The 21,262-nt window shown below is 56.5% G+C and carries 17 protein-coding genes; 8 read left to right on the plus strand and 9 right to left on the minus strand.

The window, feature by feature from the left end; translation table 11 throughout:
* The first annotated feature begins 83 nt into the window (after positions 1-83).
* Positions 84-2,525 carry a glucose/quinate/shikimate family membrane-bound PQQ-dependent dehydrogenase gene (locus F3I44_RS00285; protein ID WP_150012583.1) on the plus strand — a complete coding sequence of 814 codons (2,442 nt, stop codon included), beginning with the start codon at positions 84-86 and terminating at the stop codon, positions 2,523-2,525.
* A gap of 268 nt (positions 2,526-2,793) precedes the next feature.
* Here F3I44_RS00285 and F3I44_RS00290 read toward each other — a convergent pair whose 3' ends face one another.
* The 3 genes from F3I44_RS00290 to xseA all read right to left on the minus strand — a co-directional run bounded on the left by F3I44_RS00290 (position 2,794) and on the right by xseA (position 5,792).
* A complete protein-coding gene (locus tag F3I44_RS00290; protein ID WP_150012581.1) occupies positions 2,794-3,126 on the minus strand; it encodes a protealysin inhibitor emfourin in 333 nt (110 codons plus the stop codon).
* Positions 3,123-4,136: a M4 family metallopeptidase gene (locus F3I44_RS00295; RefSeq protein ID WP_150019159.1), complete on the minus strand. Its 1,014-nt coding sequence runs from the start codon at positions 4,134-4,136 to the stop codon at positions 3,123-3,125. Before F3I44_RS00295 ends, F3I44_RS00290 begins: the two co-directional genes overlap by 4 nt.
* Before the next feature lie 282 nt (positions 4,137-4,418).
* A complete protein-coding gene (gene xseA / locus F3I44_RS00300) occupies positions 4,419-5,792 on the minus strand; it encodes an exodeoxyribonuclease VII large subunit (RefSeq protein ID WP_150012674.1) in 1,374 nt (457 codons plus the stop codon).
* Positions 5,793-5,960: 168 nt separating this feature from the next.
* Here xseA and guaB point away from each other — a divergent pair, with 168 nt between their 5' ends.
* The 3 genes from guaB to F3I44_RS00315 all read left to right on the plus strand — a co-directional run bounded on the left by guaB (position 5,961) and on the right by F3I44_RS00315 (position 10,138).
* Positions 5,961-7,427: an IMP dehydrogenase gene (gene guaB / locus F3I44_RS00305; RefSeq protein ID WP_150012577.1), complete on the plus strand. Its 1,467-nt coding sequence runs from the start codon at positions 5,961-5,963 to the stop codon at positions 7,425-7,427.
* A 68-nt stretch (positions 7,428-7,495) separates the two neighbouring features.
* The gene (guaA, locus tag F3I44_RS00310; protein WP_150012575.1) at positions 7,496-9,076 is read left to right on the plus strand and encodes a glutamine-hydrolyzing GMP synthase; all 1,581 of its coding nucleotides are present in this window, start codon (positions 7,496-7,498) and stop codon (positions 9,074-9,076) included.
* A gap of 288 nt (positions 9,077-9,364) precedes the next feature.
* Positions 9,365-10,138 carry a DUF3750 domain-containing protein gene (locus F3I44_RS00315; protein WP_150012573.1) on the plus strand — a complete coding sequence of 258 codons (774 nt, stop codon included), beginning with the start codon at positions 9,365-9,367 and terminating at the stop codon, positions 10,136-10,138.
* 30 nt (positions 10,139-10,168) lie between these two features.
* On the opposite strand, the gene F3I44_RS00320 is transcribed toward F3I44_RS00315, so the two are convergent.
* Positions 10,169-10,348, minus strand: coding sequence for a hypothetical protein (locus F3I44_RS00320; protein WP_022624131.1), 180 nt, complete (start codon positions 10,346-10,348; stop codon positions 10,169-10,171).
* Positions 10,349-10,524: 176 nt separating this feature from the next.
* On the opposite strand from F3I44_RS00320, the gene F3I44_RS00325 reads away from it, so the two are divergent.
* Complete coding sequence (locus F3I44_RS00325) at positions 10,525-10,770, plus strand: hypothetical protein (protein ID WP_150012571.1); 246 nt, start codon at positions 10,525-10,527, stop codon at positions 10,768-10,770.
* A 20-nt stretch (positions 10,771-10,790) separates the two neighbouring features.
* Positions 10,791-11,288, plus strand: a complete 498-nt coding sequence (locus F3I44_RS00330) for an AlpA family transcriptional regulator (RefSeq protein ID WP_150012569.1) — start codon at positions 10,791-10,793, stop codon at positions 11,286-11,288.
* On the opposite strand, the gene mgtE is transcribed toward F3I44_RS00330, so the two are convergent.
* The 5 genes from mgtE to ppk1 form a co-directional block, all read right to left on the minus strand.
* Entirely contained in the window at positions 11,289-12,722 is a 1,434-nt protein-coding gene (gene mgtE / locus F3I44_RS00335; protein ID WP_150012567.1) for a magnesium transporter, read from the minus strand.
* A 123-nt stretch (positions 12,723-12,845) separates the two neighbouring features.
* Positions 12,846-13,031 carry a YfgG family protein gene (locus F3I44_RS00340; protein WP_013358709.1) on the minus strand — a complete coding sequence of 62 codons (186 nt, stop codon included), beginning with the start codon at positions 13,029-13,031 and terminating at the stop codon, positions 12,846-12,848.
* A 101-nt stretch (positions 13,032-13,132) separates the two neighbouring features.
* Positions 13,133-13,747: a tellurite resistance methyltransferase TehB gene (gene tehB, locus F3I44_RS00345; protein WP_150019160.1), complete on the minus strand. Its 615-nt coding sequence runs from the start codon at positions 13,745-13,747 to the stop codon at positions 13,133-13,135.
* A gap of 41 nt (positions 13,748-13,788) precedes the next feature.
* The gene (ppx, locus tag F3I44_RS00350; RefSeq protein WP_150012563.1) at positions 13,789-15,315 is read right to left on the minus strand and encodes an exopolyphosphatase; all 1,527 of its coding nucleotides are present in this window, start codon (positions 15,313-15,315) and stop codon (positions 13,789-13,791) included.
* Between the two features lie 5 nt (positions 15,316-15,320).
* A complete protein-coding gene (gene ppk1, locus F3I44_RS00355) occupies positions 15,321-17,381 on the minus strand; it encodes a polyphosphate kinase 1 (RefSeq protein ID WP_150012561.1) in 2,061 nt (686 codons plus the stop codon).
* Between the two features lie 150 nt (positions 17,382-17,531).
* On the opposite strand from ppk1, the gene F3I44_RS00360 reads away from it, so the two are divergent.
* Positions 17,532-19,619 carry an ABC transporter permease subunit gene (locus F3I44_RS00360; protein WP_150012559.1) on the plus strand — a complete coding sequence of 696 codons (2,088 nt, stop codon included), beginning with the start codon at positions 17,532-17,534 and terminating at the stop codon, positions 19,617-19,619.
* The gene (pstA, locus tag F3I44_RS00365; RefSeq protein WP_150012557.1) at positions 19,616-21,250 is read left to right on the plus strand and encodes a phosphate ABC transporter permease PstA; all 1,635 of its coding nucleotides are present in this window, start codon (positions 19,616-19,618) and stop codon (positions 21,248-21,250) included. The genes F3I44_RS00360 and pstA overlap by 4 nt, the downstream gene beginning before the upstream one ends.
* Positions 21,251-21,262: the final 12 nt, after the last annotated feature.

A 21,262-nucleotide genomic window follows, 5' to 3' on the forward strand; every position in this document is an offset into this window, starting at 1 on the left:
ATGCTCTGCGCGGATGTGCATAACGCGCCAGAGTCCGGACGGCATCAGTCCGGATGCTCTGTTTATTCAGGAGAGTAAGTGTTATGGCTGAAACATCCTCCCGCTCCGGAAAGGGGCTGGGAATCGCATCCGTGCTGCTCGGACTGGTTCTGCTTGCTACCGGTCTGTTTTTTGCCATTGGCGGCGGTAAACTGGTAGCCCTTGGCGGCAGCGGGTACTTTTTAATTGCGGGTATCGTCACTGTACTCTCCGCAATTCAATTCTTCCGTCGCAAATCATCGGCAGTGATTCTGTTCCTGATGGTCTTTGTCGGCACCCTGATCTGGTCGCTGTTCGATGCGGGTCTGGAGTTCTGGCCGCTGGTCTCGCGCCTGATGTTGCCTGCCGGACTGATGCTGCTGGCTTTCCTGATCTGGCCTTCACTGCGTAAGCACGAAGGTAAGCACTCACTGGCAAAACCCTCTTACGCCTTCTCTGCGCTGCTGGCGGCAGGCATGGTGATTACGCTGGTACAGATGTTCCAGCCCCATCCTACCGTTGCCGGCACCGGTGAAGAGTTGCCGCTGGTCCCGGTTGATAAAGCCAGACAGCAGAAAGACTGGGATAACTACGGTAACACTCCGCAGGGCAGCCGCTTTGTGGCGCTGGACCAGATTACCCGCGATAACGTGAAGGATTTGAAAGTTGCCTGGACCTTCCACACCGGTGATACGCCTGTCAGCCCGACCGGTAACGGTGCAGAAGATCAGCAGACGCCGTTGCAGATTGGCAACACCCTTTACCTCTGTACGCCACACAACAACGTTATTGCGGTTGAGGCTAACAGCGGTAAGCAGATCTGGAAACGTGAAATCAATGCCAAAGCAGAAGTCTGGCCGCGCTGCCGTGGTCTGGCTTACTTTGACGCAACTAAACCACTGCAACAGCCGGATAAGCCGGGCTCTTCACCTGTACCTGCCGCTGTGCTGCCAGCCGGTGACACCTGTCAGCGTCGTATTTTGATGAACACCATCGACGCACGTCTGATTGCGATCAACGCTGACAACGGCGAGTTCTGTGAAAACTTTGGCGATCACGGCATCGTTGATCTTAAAGCGGGACTGGGCCAGGCACCGGATCCACAGTATCAGCTGACGTCAGCGCCAACGCTGGCAGGCACCACCGTCGTGGTGGGTGGTCGTGTCGCAGATAACGTGCAGACTGATATGCCAGGCGGCGTGCTGCGTGGCTTTGACGTTATCACCGGTAAAATGCGCTGGGCGTTTGACCCAGGCAATGTTGATCCAAATGCAATTCTGATGCCGGGTAAAGATTACACCCGCAGTACGCCGAACTCCTGGGCACCGATGTCGTACGATCCGGCAATGAACACCGTATTCATTCCGATGGGCAGTTCATCGGTTGACCTTTGGGGCGCGAACCGTACCGAACTGGATCACAAATATGGTGCTTCAGTGCTGGCGCTGGATGCCACCACCGGTAAAGAGAAGTGGGTCTATCAGACCGTACATAACGATCTGTGGGACTTCGACCTGCCGATGCAGCCAAGCCTGATCGACTTCCCGCAGAAAGATGGCAGCACCACGCCAGCGGTGGTGATTGGTGGTAAAACCGGCATGATCTTCGTGCTTGACCGTATGACCGGCAAGCCGCTGACCAAAGTCGAAGAACTGCCGATGCCGCAGGGTCATATCCCGAACGAGCAGTACACGAAAACACAGCCACACTCGACCGGTATGCCGCAGATTGGCAACCAGACGCTGAAAGAGTCTGACATGTGGGGTGCAACGCCGTTCGATCAGCTGGCCTGCCGTATTGCCTTCAAATCGATGCGCTACGACGGCCTGTTCACCGTGCCGGACACTGACAAGTCGCTGAGCTTCCCGGGTTCGCTGGGCGGGATGAACTGGGGCAGCATGTCGATCGATCCGAACAACCATCTGCTGTTCGTCAATGACATGCGTCTGGGCCTGTGGGTTCAGATGATCCCGGCTGACACCAACAACATTGCCCGTGGCAGCAATGGCGGCGAAGCGATCAATACCGGTATGGGGGCGGTACCGCTGAAAGGCACGCCATATGCTGTGAATAAAAACCGCTTTATGTCGCCGCTGGGCATTCCTTGTCAGAAGCCGCCATTTGGTACGCTGTCGGCAATTGACCTGAAAACCCAGAAAATCGTCTGGCAGGTGCCGGTCGGCACCGTGCAGGATACCGGTCCGTTTGGCATCAAAATGCGTGTGAAAATGCCGGTTGGTATGCCAACGCTGGGCGGTACGCTGGCAACACAGGGTGGCCTGGTGTTCATCGCCGGTACGCAGGATTACTATCTGCGCGCCTTTGACTCTTCAACCGGTAAAGAGGTGTGGAAAGCACGCCTGCCGGTCGGCAGTCAGGGCGGCCCGATGAGCTACGTTTCACCGAAAGATGGTAAGCAGTACATCCTCATCTCAGCAGGTGGCGCACGTCAGTCACCGGACCGTGGTGATTACGTGATTGCTTACGCGCTGCCAGACAGCAAGTAACCATGCATAAGGAAAAGGGCCGACATTGTCGGCCCTTTTTTTTGAAAAGGACTGGCCGGTTCGCTGTAAGAGCGTGCATGCTCAGGAAACACGGTCAGATCGGAAAGTCGCAAAATCGTCATCCATGACGGCTCGGCCCGCGCCGTCCCAGGCGCGGGACGCTTTCCTCTTCTGACTGTGTTACCTTCGCTAAAGGCTCATTCGTTGCTGCCAGATTCACATCAGATTATCAGCTGTCTCCGGGTCGACATTGTCGGCCCTTTTTTGCTTATTTTCCGTCGTGCCACAGCGCCTTTAGCTCAGGCGGGGCCACCTGTTCCGGGATCAGCAGCACAATGGTGCCCGCCTCACGGCGGGTGGCATACTGAATCTGGATGCGAAAATAACGCTGGTCGCCACTGCCTACCTGCGCGGCTTTCTCCTCGGGTTCGCCCAGCGGCATCGCCTGCTCAAGCACATGGCAGACGCGCTGTTTTTCTGGGGGCGGCAGCTCGCCCAGCATAAAACGACGTTCGGCACGCAGCCCCGGAATAAAGGCCATGCCGCCTTCACGCGCGACGACAATGGTGGCATCATCGGTGAGTTCGGGCAGGTCACTCATAGCACGCCAACCTCCTTCCACGCCTGTTCAATGGCGCTGCTAACTGACGGGTTAAACCGCTTTTCGCCATGTTTAATGGTGAAGCGGGCAAAGGTTTTAAAATCTGCATCCTGTGGCAGTTCGTCGTCACACACGGTGTCATACCAGGCATAGCCTGCCTGCTCCCATGCATGACCGCCCAGCGCGGTAGCCGCCAGATAAAATGCCCGGTTTGGAATGCCGGAGTTGATGTGAACCCCGCCATTATCTTCACGGGTTTTCACATAGTTATCCATGTGCGCCGGTTGCGGATCTTTATCGAGCATCGGGTCATCGTAGGCGGTGCCGGGTTCAGACATTGAACGTAAACCGCGCCCATTGATGCCGCTTGCCAGCAGGCCTTCACCGATAATCCAGTCCGCCTCTTCGGCGCGCTGTTTCTTACTGTACTGTTTGACCAGCGAGCCAAAGACGTCAGACAGGGACTCATTCAGTGCGCCCGCCTGCTCAAAGTAGATCAATCCGGCTTCGTTTTCCGTGACGCCATGCGCCAGTTCATGCGCCACAACGTCAATCGCAATGGTGAAGCGATTAAAAATTTCGCCGTCACCATCGCCAAATACCATCTGTTGGCCGTTCCAGAAGGCGTTCTGGTATTTCTCACCGTAGTGAACGGTACCCAGCAACTTCAGGCCCTGACCATCCAGCGAATTACGCTGATACGCCTGCCAGAAGAAATCATAGGTGACGCCAAGGTAGTCCCAGGCTTCTTCTGCCGCGACGTCATCATTACCTGGCTGGCCTTCCTGACGAACCAGCTTACCCGGCAGGGTTTCCTGGCTCTGGGCATCATAAATTTCGCGGTCAACGTGACCGCCCGCCGCCGTTTTCACGCCGGTCGGTTTTTGCCAGTGTTCTGCCATCAGGTGCTGAACGTGTGTCAGGGTGCGACGCGCCTGCGCCTGCTGGTGACCGGAACCGTGGGCAATGATTTTACGAAGGATATAGGGAGGAATAACGCAGTAAGCCATGTGAGACTCCTTGGCAAAAAGGAATGAGCCAAAAGTATAGACCCGTCTGGCTGGTTAGACCTCATGAGTAAGGCCAGCGGTAAATGGAAAAATGTGAGGTGGCGCGCAAAGTCAGTGTCAGGGAGCAGATTTGCGACGGCGCTTATTTTTCAGACAACCCATCTGACGGGTTATATGAGAATGCCTGGCAGCAAAAATTAGCCATAAACACAGCCGGTCATGCCGGGTAGTCCTGGTTAATGAGGCCATTTGTAAATAGAGAATTGGGGCTGGCGGACAGCGTCAGGAAGCGGTTTTACGGCGACGCTTTTTCTCGGGCAGTAACTGCGTGACCTGGCTTTCGACCCAGCCATCATCCAGACGGGTGCGCAGCAGGTCGCCGCTCTGCAGCTGCGCCGTTTTTTTCACCACCTGACCGGCGGTGTCGGTGGTCACGCTAAAACCACGCGCCAGCGTCGCCAGCGGGCTGACACCTTCGAGCTGTGCGACCAGCTGACCAAACTGCTGTTTATTACTGCTCAGCTGCGTTGCCATGCTCTGCTGCAGGCGATAGTGCCAGCTTTGCAGCTGTTTTTGCGCCTGGAACAGACGCTGCTGCGGCTGTTGAGCGTTGAGCCGATGCGCCAGGCGATCCTGCTGACGTGTGGCCTGACGAAGGCGGGTTTCCATCGCTTCAGCCAGACGCTGCTGCAGGCGGAACAGGGCAGTCTGCTGACGGGCCAGACGCAGTTGTGGATGCTGCTGCTGCAGGCGATGCTCAAGACGGCTGTAAAGCCGCTGCTGGCGCGCCAGATAGTAATCCATCGCCATCTCCAGCCGCTGCTGCTGCGACTGCAGCTGGCGCAGCAATTCAAGCTGGTTCCGGCTGACAATTTCTGCGGCTGCTGAAGGGGTAGGGGCGCGTAAATCGGCGACGAAGTCAGCAATGGTGACGTCGGTTTCGTGTCCGACCGCGCTGACGATAGGAATGCGGCTGGCAAAAATAGCGCGCGCCACGCGTTCGTCGTTAAAGCTCCATAAATCTTCCAGCGAACCGCCGCCGCGCCCGACAATTAACACATCGCATTCATTGCGCAGGTTGGCAATTTCAATCGCCCGGACGATAGCCGCAGGCGCATCGACACCCTGCACGACGGTAGGGTAGATGACCACAGGCAGGGAGGGGTCACGGCGATGCAGCACACGTAACACATCATGCAGCGCCGCGCCGGTGGAGGAGGTAATAACCCCGACCTGACGCGCCGGTTCGGGCAGCGGTTGCTTATGCTGCGGATCGAACAGTCCTTCGGTCGACAGTTTTGCCTTCAGCAGTTCAAACTGCTGCTGCAACAGCCCTTCGCCCGCCGGATGCATACTCTCGACAATCAGCTGATAGTCGCCACGAGGTTCGTAGAGAGTGATACTGGCGCGCACCAGCACCTGCTGCCCGTGCTGTGGACGAAAAGTGACGCGACGATTGCTGTTGCGGAACATGGCACAGCGAACCTGAGCGCCATCATCTTTCAGCGTGAAGTACCAGTGACCGGAAGCCGGCTGACTAAAGTTGGAGATTTCGGCGCTGATCCAGACCAGGCCCATCTCTTTCTCCAGCAGCTGACGCACTGTCGTATTGAGACGGCTGACGGTAAAAATATTGGCGTTGGATGGCAGCGACATGTGACGAAGATCAAATTCCAAATCAGCAGGTTAATTCACCGATACTACAGGGCTGCCGGTGCGGATCAAGAGTTTTTCGTAAATAATAGTGGAGGCAATCGATTACGGCCTGTATAATGCCGCGGCAATATTTTATCTAATCTCAATCACCCGAGGTGGAGTATTGCCATGTTAAGAATCGCTAAAGAAGCACTCACTTTTGACGACGTTCTGCTCGTTCCTGCTCACTCCACCGTCCTGCCTAATACGGCCGATCTCAGCACTCAGCTGACCAAAAATATCCGTTTAAACATTCCTATGCTCTCCGCTGCCATGGACACCGTGACCGAAGCGGGCCTGGCAATTGCGCTGGCACAGGAAGGCGGCCTTGGCTTCATCCATAAAAATATGTCGATTGAACGCCAGGCGGACGAAGTGCGCAAGGTGAAGAAACATGAGAGCGGCGTCGTCACTGAACCGCAGACCGTACTGCCGACCACGCCACTGGCTGAAGTCAAAGCGCTGACCGAGCGCAACGGCTTTGCAGGCTATCCGGTGGTTAACCGTGACAACGAACTGGTCGGTATCATTACCGGTCGTGACGTGCGCTTTGTGACCGATCTCTCCCAGCCTGTTTCTGCCGTCATGACCCCGAAAGATCGTCTGGTGACGGTGAAAGAGGGTGAAGCGCGCGATGTGGTGCTGCATAAAATGCACGAAAAGCGCGTTGAGAAAGCGCTGGTGGTGGATGACAGCTTCCATCTGCTGGGCATGATCACCGTTAAAGACTTCCAGAAAGCCGAACGTAAACCTAACGCCTGTAAAGATGCGCAGGGTCGTCTGCGTGTCGGTGCGGCAGTAGGCGCGGGGGCTGGTAATGAAGAGCGTATCGATGCGCTGGTTGCTGCGGGCGTTGACGTACTGCTGATTGACTCTTCACACGGTCACTCTGAAGGCGTGCTGTCACGTATCCGTGAAACCCGTGCCAAATATCCTGACCTTGAAATCGTCGGCGGCAACGTCGCTACCGGCGCAGGCGCTCTGGCGCTGGTCGCGGCAGGCGTCAGCGCTGTTAAAGTCGGTATCGGTCCTGGCTCTATCTGTACGACCCGTATCGTGACCGGCGTGGGCGTTCCGCAGATTACTGCTGTCTCTGATGCCGTGACCGCGCTGGAAGGCACCGGTATTCCGGTTATCGCCGATGGCGGTATCCGTTTCTCCGGTGACATCGCCAAAGCGATCGCCGCGGGTGCCTCCTGTGTAATGGTCGGTTCGATGCTGGCGGGGACCGAAGAGTCACCGGGCGAGATCGAACTCTATCAGGGCCGTTCATTCAAATCCTATCGCGGTATGGGCTCACTGGGCGCGATGTCCAAAGGCTCTTCTGACCGTTACTTCCAGACTGATAACGCCGCTGACAAACTGGTGCCGGAAGGCATCGAAGGCCGTGTAGCCTATAAAGGCCGTCTGAAAGAGATCGTACATCAGCAGATGGGCGGCCTGCGTTCGTGCATGGGCCTGACCGGTTGCCCGACCATTGACGATCTGCGCACCAAAGCGGAATTTGTCCGCATCAGCGGCGCGGGCATCAATGAGAGCCACGTGCATGACGTGACCATCACCAAAGAGTCACCGAACTACCGCATGGGTTCATAATCCCGATTTCCCGCCCGGCTTAAGCCGGGCGCTTTTATTGATCAAGTCACCGTTCTGGAAACCCCTCAATGACGACGGAAAATATCCATAAGCACCGCATTCTGATTCTCGATTTCGGCTCTCAATATACTCAGCTGGTTGCCCGCCGCGTACGCGAACTCGGCGTTTACTGTGAACTCTGGGCATGGGATGTCACCGAAGAGCAGATCCGCCAGTTCAACCCAAGCGGCATCATCCTTTCCGGCGGCCCGGAGAGTACCACCGAACTGAACAGTCCGCGTGCACCAGAATATGTCTTCAGCGCGGGCGTGCCGGTGCTGGGTGTCTGCTACGGTATGCAGACCATGGCGATGCAGTTGGGCGGCACCGTTGCTGGCTCAAACGAGCGCGAGTTCGGGTATGCGCAGGTCGAAGTCACCATGCCAAGCGCACTGGTTCGTGACATCGAAGATGCGATCAGCGCCGCCGGTAAACCGCTGCTGGATGTCTGGATGAGCCACGGCGACAAAGTTACGTCAATTCCGGCTGACTTCGTGACCGTTGCCAGCACCGAAACCTGTCCGTTTGCCATCATGGCCAACGAAGAGAAGCGTTTCTACGGCGTGCAATTCCACCCGGAAGTGACCCACACCCGCCAGGGTTTGCGGATGCTTGAGCGCTTCATTATTGACATCTGTGAATGTGAGGCCCTGTGGACGCCAGCCAAAATTATCGAAGATGCCGTTGAGCGCCTGCGTGAGCAGGTGGGTAACGATAAAGTGATCCTCGGCCTGTCAGGCGGCGTGGACTCCTCTGTGACCGCAATGCTGCTGCATCGCGCTATTGGTGATCGTCTTACCTGCGTATTCGTGGATAACGGTTTGCTGCGTCTGAATGAAGCACAGCAGGTGATGGATATGTTTGGTGACCACTTCGGTCTCAACATCATTCATGTACCGGCTGAGATGCGTTTCCTGGACGCGCTGGCGGGTATTGATGAGCCTGAAGCCAAGCGTAAAACCATTGGTCGCGTCTTTGTAGAAGTGTTCGACGAAGAAGCACTTAAGCTGCAGGATGTGAAGTGGCTGGCGCAGGGCACTATCTATCCGGACGTGATTGAGTCGGCGGCCTCTGCCACCGGTAAAGCACACGTCATCAAATCGCACCACAACGTCGGTGGCCTGCCGAAAGAGATGAAGATGGGCCTGGTTGAACCGCTGAAAGAGCTGTTCAAAGACGAAGTGCGCAAGATTGGTCTGGAGCTGGGCCTGCCGTACGACATGCTGTATCGCCATCCGTTCCCGGGTCCGGGTCTGGGCGTGCGCGTGCTGGGCGAAGTGAAGAAAGAGTATTGCGACCTGCTGCGTCGTGCCGATGCTATTTTCATCGAAGAGCTGCACAAAGCGGATCTCTACAACAAAGTCAGTCAGGCGTTCACCGTCTTCCTGCCGGTTCGTTCGGTCGGCGTGATGGGTGATGGCCGTAAGTATGACTGGGTTGTCTCACTGCGCGCGGTAGAAACCATCGACTTTATGACTGCACACTGGGCGCACCTGCCGTATGATTTCCTGGGCCGCGTCTCTAACCGCATCATCAATGAAGTCGACGGCATTTCCCGCGTGGTGTATGACATCAGCGGTAAGCCACCGGCGACGATCGAGTGGGAATAAACCGGCCTCAGCCGATTAAACGCTGATGCTTAAAAAGCCCGCTTCCAGCGGGTTTTTTATTGCCTGAACCACACGCAGATTCCCCGCTTTAACCTTTCACCACATCCGGGTTACCATCTGGCGGTTTTCTGTTCACTTTGCCGGAAATTACGCTATTCTCCATGCAGTCAAAGCTGCACTACACGTCAGCTGTGTCCCGCTTTCACCGATTTATCCCAACGCCACCGCTTACTGAAACCGCCCGCTGATCAGGCGTTTCGTGATTTTTACGTCACCAGGAATGTTGTCATGCTCTCACTGAAAGTGTTCAGCCTGTTTTTTGTTGCCGTACTGCTGTTATCACTCGGAGCCAGCATCGCGCAGGCAACGCGTCACGGCGAAACCGCACAGCCAGGCGGCTGGGCGACCGCCCGGCGCGATTCGGCTGGCATAGCGCCCGATCCGCGCGCGTTATATAGCCTGGCTATCGTCCAGGTCTATGCTGCGCCGACCTATGGCTGGAAAGGGCGGGTGGCGGTGCATCCCTGGATCATTTTTAAACGTGCGGGTGAAACGCGCTACACGCGTTATGAAGTGATTAGCTGGGGCAGTGGCGATAAAGTTCGCCGTAACACCAACCTGCCGGATGGCTACTGGTATGGCGCAAAACCGCGGCTGCTGGTGGAACATCGCGGACCGGAAGCCGAAGCGATGATCCCGCAGATAGAAGCCGCCATTAAATCGTATCCGTGGCCGACAACCTACCGTGCCTGGCCAGGACCGAACAGCAACACCTTCCTGGCGCACATTGGCCGAGAAGTGCCCGCCCTGAGGCTTGATCTCCCCGCCAATGCGCTGGGCAAAGATTACCGGCCACTGTGGCGTCCTGTCGGGCTGCCGCCATCCGGGCGCGGTGTGCAGGTGTCGATTCTGGGCGTGGCGGGCGTGACACTGGGTGCAGAAGAGGGATTTGAAATGAACCTGCTGGGTCTGAACATGGGACTCGATTTTTCGCCGTTCCGGCTGCGGTTGCCGTTTGTTGGCGGTCTCGGCAACGACAATCTTCAGCAGGACAAGCCCTGACAATATGGCCCCATCAGGGGCCGTTTTGCCTCAGCACACGCCAAAGTCACCCTCTTCGTGATAGAGGTTGACGCTCTCTGCCTTCACTTCAATCTCTTTCTTCGCCGCATCATCAACGCGCGCGCACCACAGTGTGTCGCCTTCCACGCGCAGCACCTGCATTTTAGGGCCGCCGGTTTTCGACTGAACAAAATCCTCTGCTTTAAACATATTGCCTCCATTAATTATCGTTACTGCTGCCGATCGTTTTTTGAGTGACGTTTTCCAGTTTATACCCTGACTGTTTTACTGCGAGAAAAAGTCTCCGCATGCTGAACCGCATTAAGAAACATTCGTTGAGTTGTCAGTTGACAACTCGCTCATTCGGCGTCAGCATAGGGGCACATATGGCAAGGAAGCGGCATCCCAGTAAAGAGATTGAGATGGCGTTACGTTACGCCGAATCCCACGGCTGGCTGGTGGTTACTGGAGGCCATCATGCCTGGGGCAAAATGTACTGCCCGAAAAATCTGTTGATGTGCCGATGCGGGGAGTTCTGTCTGACCTGTATCTGGAGCACACCAAAAAACGTTCATCACCATGCCCGTGCGCTGCGGCGCGTGGTCGATAACTGTCAGTATCTGAAGTCCTGACACAGCACAAGGAGAGGCATATGGAATATTCTTTTACATTACGGTTCAGCCTGCCGGACGGGCATGCGCCGGTGGATGAGATGCTGGAAACGCTGGCAGCAGCAGGCTGTGATGATGCGCTGATCGGCCTGGGGATGCCAGGGCGAATAGCATTTGAGTTCACCCGGGAGTCTGACTCTGCAACGGACGTATTAAAGCAGGCGGAAGAGGATGTACTGCGCGCAATACCGGGTGCCACACTGGTGGAAGCGGCACCCGATTTTGTGGGCCTGACAGATGTGGCGGAGATCATCGGCATGACGCGTCAGAATATGCGCAAACTGATGCTTAGCCATCGCCCGCCGTTTCCCCTGCCGGTGCATGACGGTAAAACCGCCATCTGGCACCTGTCGGATGTACTGGAGTGGCTGAGCCAGCGCGGCAATTATACGCTGCCTGCGGCTACCCGTGAGCTGGCGCAGGTGACGCGCCAGCGTAATCTTAATGGATCGCTGCAACGTTACGGCCTTCACACCTGATCAGTGCGGCAGCAGGAAGATCGTTGCCAGTCCCAGGAAGATAAAGAAGCCGCCGGTATCGGTAAGGGCGGTGATCAACACGCTGGAGCCGACTGCCGGATCGCGCTTCATTTTGGTCATTACCAGCGGCACCAGCACCCCCATCAGCGCGGCCAGTAGCAGGTTCAGCGCCATGGCCAGCATCATGACGCCGCCCAGTGCCATATTGTCATACATCAGCCAGGTAATGCCGCCCATAATACCACCCCAGAACAGGCCGTTGATCAGCGCAACACCAAGTTCACGGACAATCAGAAACGAGAAGTTACCCGGTTCAACCTGATGCAAGGCCAGCGCCCGTACAATCATGGTGATGGTCTGGTTACCGGTGTTGCCGCCGATACCCGCGACAATCGGCATCAGGGTAGCGAGGGCGACGATCTGTGAAATGGTTCCTTCAAACAGCCCGATGACGCGCGAGGCAACAAAGGCGGTACAGAGATTAATCGCCAGCCAGGCCCAGCGTTTACGCACCGATTTACGCACCGGCGCGAAAACATCCTCTTCCTGACTGATACCGCCCATTTTACGGATGTTGCTTTCGTTTTCGGCATTCACCAGGTCGATGATGTCTTCAATGGTTACGCGGCCAATCAGTTTGCCTTTTGCGTCAGTGACAGCGGCAGAAATCAGGTTATAACGCTCAAAGGCGCTGGCGGCGTCTTCGGCCTTATCGTTGAGCTGGAAGGTGGTCGGGCGTGCGTTCATGACGTCGCTTACCAGAGTTTTAGGTTTGTTAAGCAGGATATCCGTCAGCATCAGCTCGCCCAGCAGCTGATTGTCTTTATTGGTGATAAACAGCTTATCCGTACCGCCGGGCATGTCTTTACGCTTACGCAGAAAACGCTGTACCGTTGCCAGCGTGACATCGTCGCGCACCGTCAGGATATTGAAATCCATCACCCGGCCCACGCGATCGCGGTCGAGCTGCACCATATCGAGCATACGGGCGCGCAGAGCAGGCTCCACGGTAGCCAGCAGGCGTCCGGTCAGGTCACGCGGCAGATAACGCGCCAGCCAGACCTGGTCGTCGATATCCAGCGGCTGAATAGCACGCAGAATATCGCGATCGCTCATCTCCTCGGTGAGGCTGGCCCAGACCGTTTCAGAGGCTTCAACCAGTACGTGGCCGCGCCGCTCATTTGGCACCAGCCGCCACAGTGCCTGACGCTCCTCTTCGGGCAGGGCTTCGAGAATATCCGCGAGGTCAGCGGCATGCAGTTGCAGAATGTCCTGTTCCAGCGCATCACGCTGGGCCGCATTTTCACGTTGCTGTTCAGGATTGAGATCGCCGGATTTCTCCAGCAGAGCATCAACCAGATCGTGCTCGTTGAGCAGCAGCGTCAGAATGCGATGACGTATTTCACTTAAACATTGAGAGTGAGAGGCAGACACAATGAGTTCCCTTTAGTCTGAAAGCACCAGCACGAAGTGTAGCGTTTCGCCTGAAAAAGGGATGCAAAAAAGAGTCCAGTTGTCTGGATAACGTTTAGCGTTCAGGCGAAAAATCACGGTTCGTTAACGCGTATCACCTGACGTAACGGTAACCGGTTCAGGAATCGCTTTCTGTTGCTGGTGATGCTCGAAGGCAGCGGGCAGGATAAAAATCAGGCGACTAAAGAGAATGATAAAACTGATCAACAGCACAATGCGGGTCATGGTGCCGGTTTTTTGACGTCTTCGGGGAGAAATAGCGCTGTTCACGCGGGGTGGTTCCTGTAATGACCCCATCAGGGGCGACTGCAATATTTAGTCACAGTCGCCTGATGAAATCAATCGCTGTTGAAAAAAACAGCAGATAAAGATCAGTAACTCGCTTTTTGCGCCAGCAGCGTAGCAAAGCGGCAGGTAATGCGGTTGCCATTTTCATCTTTGCGATGCAGCTGACCGGGATGTTCGTTGTACTTCACGATGTGCCAGTTGCGGTAATAGTGGCTCAACTCGCCCGACTTAAAAGCAAAGGAAAAATCAGTCGGGCAGGGCATATCTTCCGTGTTCATCGCCGCCACGATCAGGTTGAAACCATCCCTGACCGTACAGGCCTGCATGTCGGCAATCAGCTGTGGAATAGTCTGCGGCTGCAGAAACATCATCACCACGGTCGACAGCACAAAGTTAAAGCCGCCATTGAAGCGCGTGTTGTTCAGGTCGCGCTGCTCGGTGTGAATCCCGCTGAGGTTTTCCCGGGCAATAATTTCCTGCAGGCGCGCCAGGCTTTGCGGATTATGGTCCCATGCTGTCACGTCAAAGCCGTGCTGGTTCAGAAACAGCGTATTGCGTCCCACGCCACAGCCCAGATCCAGCGCCTTACCGACGTTGAGCTGAGGCAGAGCCGCAACCACTTCGGAGTGGGGCGGCGTTAAACCATAGGTTTCGGCAAAATAGTTTTCGCCTGAAAGTGGTGCAGTTGGTTGTGTCATATTCATCAATTCAGTTAAACGGGCGTCAGGCGCCCGGGTTATCAGGCTTCTTCTTCGAGGATCAGTTTCCATCCCGTCACGTCATTCCAGTAAACCTGCTCACGTTCCAGATCGAGCTGAACCAGATTGTTCTGGGCGAAGTAGCCCGCCGGGAAAATCAGCGTCCAGTGGCCGTCATCGCATTTCAGGGTTAACGCATCCGGACGCGTCGTGGCCTGACGCTGATTATTCAGCAGGGTACCCAGGCGCAGCAGGAAAATCAGCGGCACAAACTGCTTTTTCTTGAATAGCGTGACGCGCGGCAGCTCATCGAGTTTAATCGCTTTGCGGTGGAATCTGACCAGCGCCGCCAGCAGCATCTGCTGATCCTGATTGAAACCGGGCAGGTTGGTGTTTTGCAGAATGTAGGCGGAATGGCGCTGCAGCGCGCTGTGATTAATCGTCAGGCCCACTTCGTGCAGCATCGCCGCCCACTTCAGCAGGGCTGCCAGCTGCGGATTCGCCAGTTTCGGGTTCTGCTCGCGCCACTGCAGATAAAGCTGCTCGGTGGTATCCAGCACGCGGCGCGCCTGATCGCTGTCGATGGCGTAATGATTCGCCAGACTTTGTGCTGTACGGCTGCGAATATCCTGATGGCGGAAACGTCCTTCCATCTCATAGAGCACGCCTTCACGCAGCGCACCGTCGGAGAGGCGCAGCTCGCGAATCGCCAGCGCATCAAAGACGCCACACAGAATCGCCAGTCCTGGCACAAAAACGCCTTTGCGCTCTTCTGACAGGCCCGGCAGGCTCAGTGCCGCAAAGGATTTATGTTTCATCACCTCGTCATAGAGCTTGTCGAGGCGCTCAGGTGTAATCAGCTTCTCTTTCTCATCCATCGCCTGCAGCACTTCGCAGGCGGCTTTGATGGTGCCGGACGCACCCAGCGCATATTGCCAGCCATGCAGACGGTATTGCCACGCCAGCGTTTCCAGCTTTTGCGCAGCTGCTAAGCGAGCGCGACGGAAGTTTTCACGACTGATTTCGCCTTTCGGGAAATAGAGCTGGGCGAAACTGACGCAACCCATGCGCCGACTCTCAACCAGTTGCGGTTCAAAATCCTCGCCAATCACCAGCTCGGTGGAGCCGCCGCCGATGTCGATCACCAGCTTGCGACCTTTCTCCGGCTGCGTGTGCTCAACACCCATAAAGATCAGACGCGCCTCTTCATGGCCTGAAATCACTTCGATCGGATAGGGGATCACCTCAGCCGCTCGCTGCAGGAAGGTTTCGGCGTTGACCGCCTCGCGCAGCGTATGGGTGCCGACAATCGTCACGTTGCTGGGACTGAAGCCCTGCAGGCGCTCGGCGAAAAGTGCCAGACAGGCTAAACCGCGCTCCATCGCCTCTTCGCTGAGGTTGTGTTGAGCATCCAGCCCGTCAGCCAGATGGACGCGCTGTTTAAGGCGGCCCAGTACCTGCATCGCACCATCGACGACCCGCGCAATCACCATATGGAAACTGTTCGAGCCCAGGTCAATCGCCGCAAACTCCTGGGGTTTTGGCGTACTTTTATGAGAAATTGGCATAGGATTTATTCAGGTTGTTCCAGTTTCTTGATGTAATCATAGATGGCCAGCTGCGAGCGCACTTTACGGCGATTGCCACGCTGGACGTAATGGTTACTCAACTCTTTATCGACGATGCGGGCTTTCACCGTATCACTTAACTGAATAGCAATAATGTCGAGTATGCGCTGCCGGATGTGGGGATCGAGAATCGCCACAGCCACTTCGATGCGGTAATCAATGTTACGTGTCATCCAGTCAGCGGAGGAGAGGAACACCTTCTTATCGCCGCCATTTTCAAAAATATAGACGCGATCGTGTTCCAGATAACGGTCAACAATACTGATGACACGAATGTTTTCACTGATCCCCGGCAGGTCCGGGATTAATGAGCACATTCCGCGCACCAGAAGATTGACCTTCACCCCTACGCTGGAGGCTGTATAAAGCCGATCTACCAGACCTTTGTCTACCAGATTGTTGATTTTCAGAGTAATACCGCAGGGCTTATTCTGCTGTGCATTGGCAATTTCAGTATCGATCAGTTCATACAGCATCCGGCGCGAGTTCTGAGGCGACACCATCAGGTGATCGAACGTCACGGGCCGATAAGGATTCTCAATAAAGTTGAACACCCGGCGTACTTCGTTGGTGATGCGCGCATCCGCGGTCAGCAACGAGTAGTCGGTATAAAGCCGCGCGGTTTTCTCGTTAAAGTTGCCGGTACCGATATGCGCGTAGCGCACAATCTCTTCCCCTTCGCGACGGGAGATCAGGAACAGCTTGGCGTGGATCTTCAGGCCAGGAGCAGAGAAAATCACATGTACGCCCGCTTCGGTCAGGCGTTTCGCCCAGTAAATATTGGCTTCTTCATCGAAGCGTGCCTGCAGTTCTACCACCACCGTGACTTTTTTACCGTTATAGGCGGCATGAATCATCGCATCCATGATGCGCGAGTGTTTAGCGACGCGGTAGATGTTGATTTTGATCGCCAGCACGCTGGGGTCAAACGACGCCTGACGCAGCAGTTCCAGCACGTGCTCAAAGGTGTGGTAGGGATAGTAGAGCAGTACGTCGCGGTCGCGAATCGCATCAAAGCCGTTGCGGAAGCCATCAAAACCGATGTGGCGAATCTGCGGCAGCGGGCGGTTAACCAGGTTGTTTTTACCGACGTTCGGGAAGCCGATAAAGTCTTTGAAGTTGTGATAGCGGCCGCCAGGCAGTATGGAGTCAAAGTTGGAAATCGAGAGTTTGTGGCACAATAGCTCAACCATCGCCTCAGGCATGTCGCGCTGATAGACAAACCGCACCGGCTCTGCCGTCAGTCGCTGCTTCAGACTGGAGGACATCAGCTCCAGCAGGCTCGACTCCATCTCTGTGACCAGATCGTACTCGGCGTCACGCGTCATTTTCATTGAATAGGCGTTGAGCGCGTCGTAGTCATAGAAGCCTTTAAAAATGTCATCCAGGCAGTAACGCAGAATGTTATCCAGCAGGATCATCGGCTTGCGACGCCGCGGGGGCTCTGCCGGTAAATTGATGAAGCGTGGCACTTTATCGGACGGGATCTCCAGCAGCGCATAACGAATATCGTCACCACGGATAATCTCTACCGCCAGGTAGGTGTAATCATCTTTAAGGAATTCGGTCAGGTCGGTTTCATGGGTGATCAGAATCGGAGAGATATGCTGACGCAGTTCATGTTTAAAGTAGTGGCGCAGCCACGCCTGCTGATTGGGCGACAGCTGGCGTTCATTGATCAGGAAGATCTGATTCCGTGCCATCTCCAGCAGCAGATCGTTATAAAGTGCATCGAACTCCTGATCGGACTTCATCACCCGCTGCTGAATTTTCTTAAACAGATGGCGTGGCGTACTGGCGTAACCCTGCTCTTCACCAATCAGAATGCGGCGTTTGAGGTCGGCGAAACGCACTTTATAGAATTCGTCGAGATTGTTGGAGTAGATGCCCAGAAAGCGCATGCGCTCAATCAGTGGATTGCTTTTGTCTGCTGCTTCCTGCAAAACCCGTTCATTAAAGGATAACCAGCTTAATTCTTTTTCTATATAAAGCTTTACCTGACCCATTCTCACTCCATTTAGCGGTTGCAGGACTGAAGATCCAGTATCCACCAACATTATGGCGAGAGTATGGCAGCGTTGTCCAACGGCAGGAGTTGTCTTATCAATCGGCTACGGGCAACATAGCGGCTTATTTTGGCCTGCTACCGGAACCGCATGAGCGCAAACCACATTCCTGTCCAATTCAGCGATCGCAAGCGTCGTGCCGTCGATCGTCTGACGCGGCGGCTGATCACCTGCTGTGGTGTCGCGATCCTGCTGCTGATGCTGCTGCTGTTCTGCTGGCTGATTGGCGTGGTATTACCGCTGTTTAATGCGCCGGGCCTGCAAATCGCGGCCAGCCAGCAACTCTGGGATCGTACGCCCGCTTTAGCGATAGGCAATCAGGGCAATATTAGCTGGCGTATCAGCGCGCACGGTGCAGCACGTTTTATTCCACTGGATGGTCAGCCTGCGGAACCGGCGCTGGCGCTGACCCCGGTGCCCGATGAGGTGGTGCAGAGTGCTGATGGGCAGACGCTGCTACTGAATATGCAGGGCGCGCTGACGCTGATGCAGCCTGCGACCGACCGGCAGTGGCGCTTCCCGCTGGGCGACAAACCCTTTCATCTGCCTGATGGCGCAGTGACAAAGATGGCGCTGGCGACGCGTCATGCGGGTCAGTGGCGCATCGCTGCCCTCACTGAGGCCGGACTGCGGGTGCTGACGCTGGGCACCGATCGTCAGGCGTCGGTTATCCCGCTGCCGCAACGCCAGCTGGATCTGCTGGCACTCTCGCCGTCCGGCGATCTGCTCTACACCACCGAAGGCAATCTGTTGCGGGTCTGGCAGCTTGAGGATGATCATGCCCTGCTGCGCGAAACGCATACTCTGTCGCAGCCTCCACAAAGTCTGCATCTGCTGGTGGGCGGCAAAAGCCTGCTGATTCAGGATCACAGTGGCGTCACCCAATGGTTTGCTATCGCCAGCGATCAGGGGCCGCGCCTGCAGCGCATCCGGACCTTTGCCGACAGCGACGGCGAGACGATTCTGGTGACGGAATCGCAACGCCGGGTGTTTGCCACACTCAGTCAGCAGGGCATGCTGCGGCTGTTCGCCAGCAAGCAAAACGGTCCGATACTGCAGCGTCAGCTGGAACCTGGCATTGTGCACGCGCAGTTTTCACCCCATGGCGACAGCCTGCTGATTGAGCGGGCGGGAAGCTGGCAAACCCTGCGGCTCGATAATCCGTGGCCGGATGTGACCTGGCGTAATTTCTGGCAGAAAATCTGGTATGAAAACTACCCCGGACCCGACTGGGTCTGGCAATCTACCGCCGCCGGTGACAGCTATCAGGCCAAGTTCAGTCTGATGCCAATGGTCACGGGAACGCTGAAAGCGGCCAGTTTAGCGCTGCTGTTTGCCACGCCGCTGGCGCTGGCCGCAGCGATGTACACCGCGTGGTTCATGGCACCGGGGCTGCGGCGCTGGGTTAAACCGGCCATCGAGATGATGGGCGCGCTGCCAAGCGTTGTAGTGGGGCTGATTGCCGGAATCTGGCTCGCGCCGCATATTGGTCAGGCGCTGGTGGGTGTACTGCTGCTGCCCGTAACGCTGGCAGGCGCGCTGCTGCTGTGTGGCGTATTCAGCGCGCGTTTACCGCCGCGCTGGCGTCAGCCGGGGCGGGAGGTACTGATTTTGCTGCCGTTTTTGCTGCTGGTCACGCTATTGACGCTGTGGCTGCCGACGTTATTTATACCGGATGCGGGCGACTGGCTGTCGCACTATGAGCAGCGCAACCTGCTGGTGGCTGCGCTGGCGATGGGCTTTGCGCTGGTGCCGCTGATCTTCACCCTCTCTGAAGATGCACTTTTCAGTGTACCTGCGGCGCTGGGCCAGGGTTCACTGGCACTGGGCGCTACGCCATGGCAAACCCTGACCCGCGTCGTACTGCCGGGCGCCTCCGCGGGGATTTTTGCCGCGCTGATGATCGGTCTGGGACGTGCCGTAGGAGAAACCATGATTTTGCTGATGGCGACCGGTAACACACCGCAAAGTGAAGGTGGCTTGTTCAGTGGTCTTCGCGCATTGTCCGCCAACATCGCCATTGAGATGCCGGAAGCCGCAGCGGGTAGTGCGCACTATCGCGTGCTGTTTCTCAGCGCCCTGATGCTGCTGCTGTTTACGCTGGTAATTAACACGGTTGCCGAACTGATCCGCCAGCGGCTGCGTCAGCGTTACAGCCAGCAGGAGGAGCAGGCATGAAGGCGATGCGACAGAATGACCGCTGGCGCTGGTTAACCGCTGGTGCCGTCGCCGTCTGCCTGCTGGCCTTTACGCTGCTGATCGGGCTGCTGGCGTGGCAGGGCGTTCGCGCTTTCTGGCCGCAGCGCGTGGACCTCTATACCTTCAGCCAGCCTGAAGGCGGCGAAACGCGCCTGCTGGGCGAAACCCTGGAGCATCAGCGTCGTTTCCCGGCTCCTGCCGATGAGCAGGGTAACAGCGACGGGCAGGTGCATCGCTATCTGATTAAAACCGGTAACCGTGACTGGGACGCCCCCGATTTCCGCGTGGTCTACAGCCGTGCAGCGGCAAAAATCAGTCAGCCGCCGGACGTCATGGTGCTGCAGCGGCGCAGCCACGGTCAGGCCTATGGCTGGTTTGTCGGCCTGCGTGAAGATAACGAAGAGCTGACGGCGCAGGATCCCGATGCGCTACTGCATCAGCGGCTTGGACAGGTGCAGATGCTGGTGCGGCAGGCTAACGCGATTCGCCGGGTGGATATGGCGCGTCTCAACAGCCAGCGTGAAGAGCTTGATGAGCAGGCGGCCACAAATCGGGCGGCCGGACGCTTTGATCTGCAGGCAGAGTCAGAATACCAGGCCAATCAGGCGGCTTTACAGCGGCGCTTTAATCAGCTGAGTGAAACACTGGCTTCTCTGCAACAACAGAGTCAGCGCGATCTGTTAATCCTGCGGGATGTGCAGGGCAATGAACATGCCATTCCGCTGACCGAAATCGTCGACAGCTGGAAGCCGAACGCGATGACGCTGACCGGCAAAACCAGGCATTTTCTGCATCAGCTATGGCGTTTCGTCAGTGATTCACCCGCCGGGGGCGAAAGTGAATCAGGCGCATTTCCGGCGATCTTTGGCACTGTGCTGATGGTGCTGCTGATGTCGGTGGTGGTGATGCCGCTGGGCGTTATCGCCGCTATCTGGCTGCATGAATATGCCGGACGCAATGCGTTGACCAGGCTGGTGCGCATTGCGGTTGTTAACCTGGCCGGCGTCCCTTCCATTGTTTATGGGGTATTTGGTCTGGGCTTCTTTGTCTGGCTGGCAGGCGGCACGATTGATCAGCTCTTCTTTGCCAGCGCGTTGCCCAACCCCACCTTCGGCACGCCAGGCTTACTCTGGGCATCGCTGACCCTGGCGTTACTAACGCTGCCGGTAGTCATCGTGGCGACCGAAGAGGGCTTATCCCGTATTCCCAACAGCCTGCGGCAGGGTTCGCTGGCGCTGGGCGCGACCCAGGCGGAAACGCTGTGGAACGTGGTGCTGCCGATGGCGGTGCCAGCCATGCTCACCGGCCTGATCCTGGCGGTGGCGCGAGCAGCAGGTGAAACCGCGCCGCTGATGCTGGTGGGCGCGGTGAAAATGGTACCGGAACTGCCGGTCGACGCGGTATTTCCTTATCTGCATCTGGATCGCAAGTTTATGCATCTGGGCTTTCAGATTTACGATCTGGCGTTTCAGAGTCCGAATATTGAAGCTGACCGGCCGCTGGTGTTCGCCACCGCGCTACTGCTGGTGCTGATTATTCTGTCGCTTAATCTGCTGGCGATGGGCCTGCGTCACCGTCTGCGTGAACGCTATCGCCTTATGACTCAATAACAGGCTATGACT

The sequence above is a fragment of the Pantoea sp. F_5 genome (genome assembly GCF_008631595.1).
Taxonomy (GTDB): domain Bacteria; phylum Pseudomonadota; class Gammaproteobacteria; order Enterobacterales; family Enterobacteriaceae; genus Pantoea; species Pantoea gossypiicola.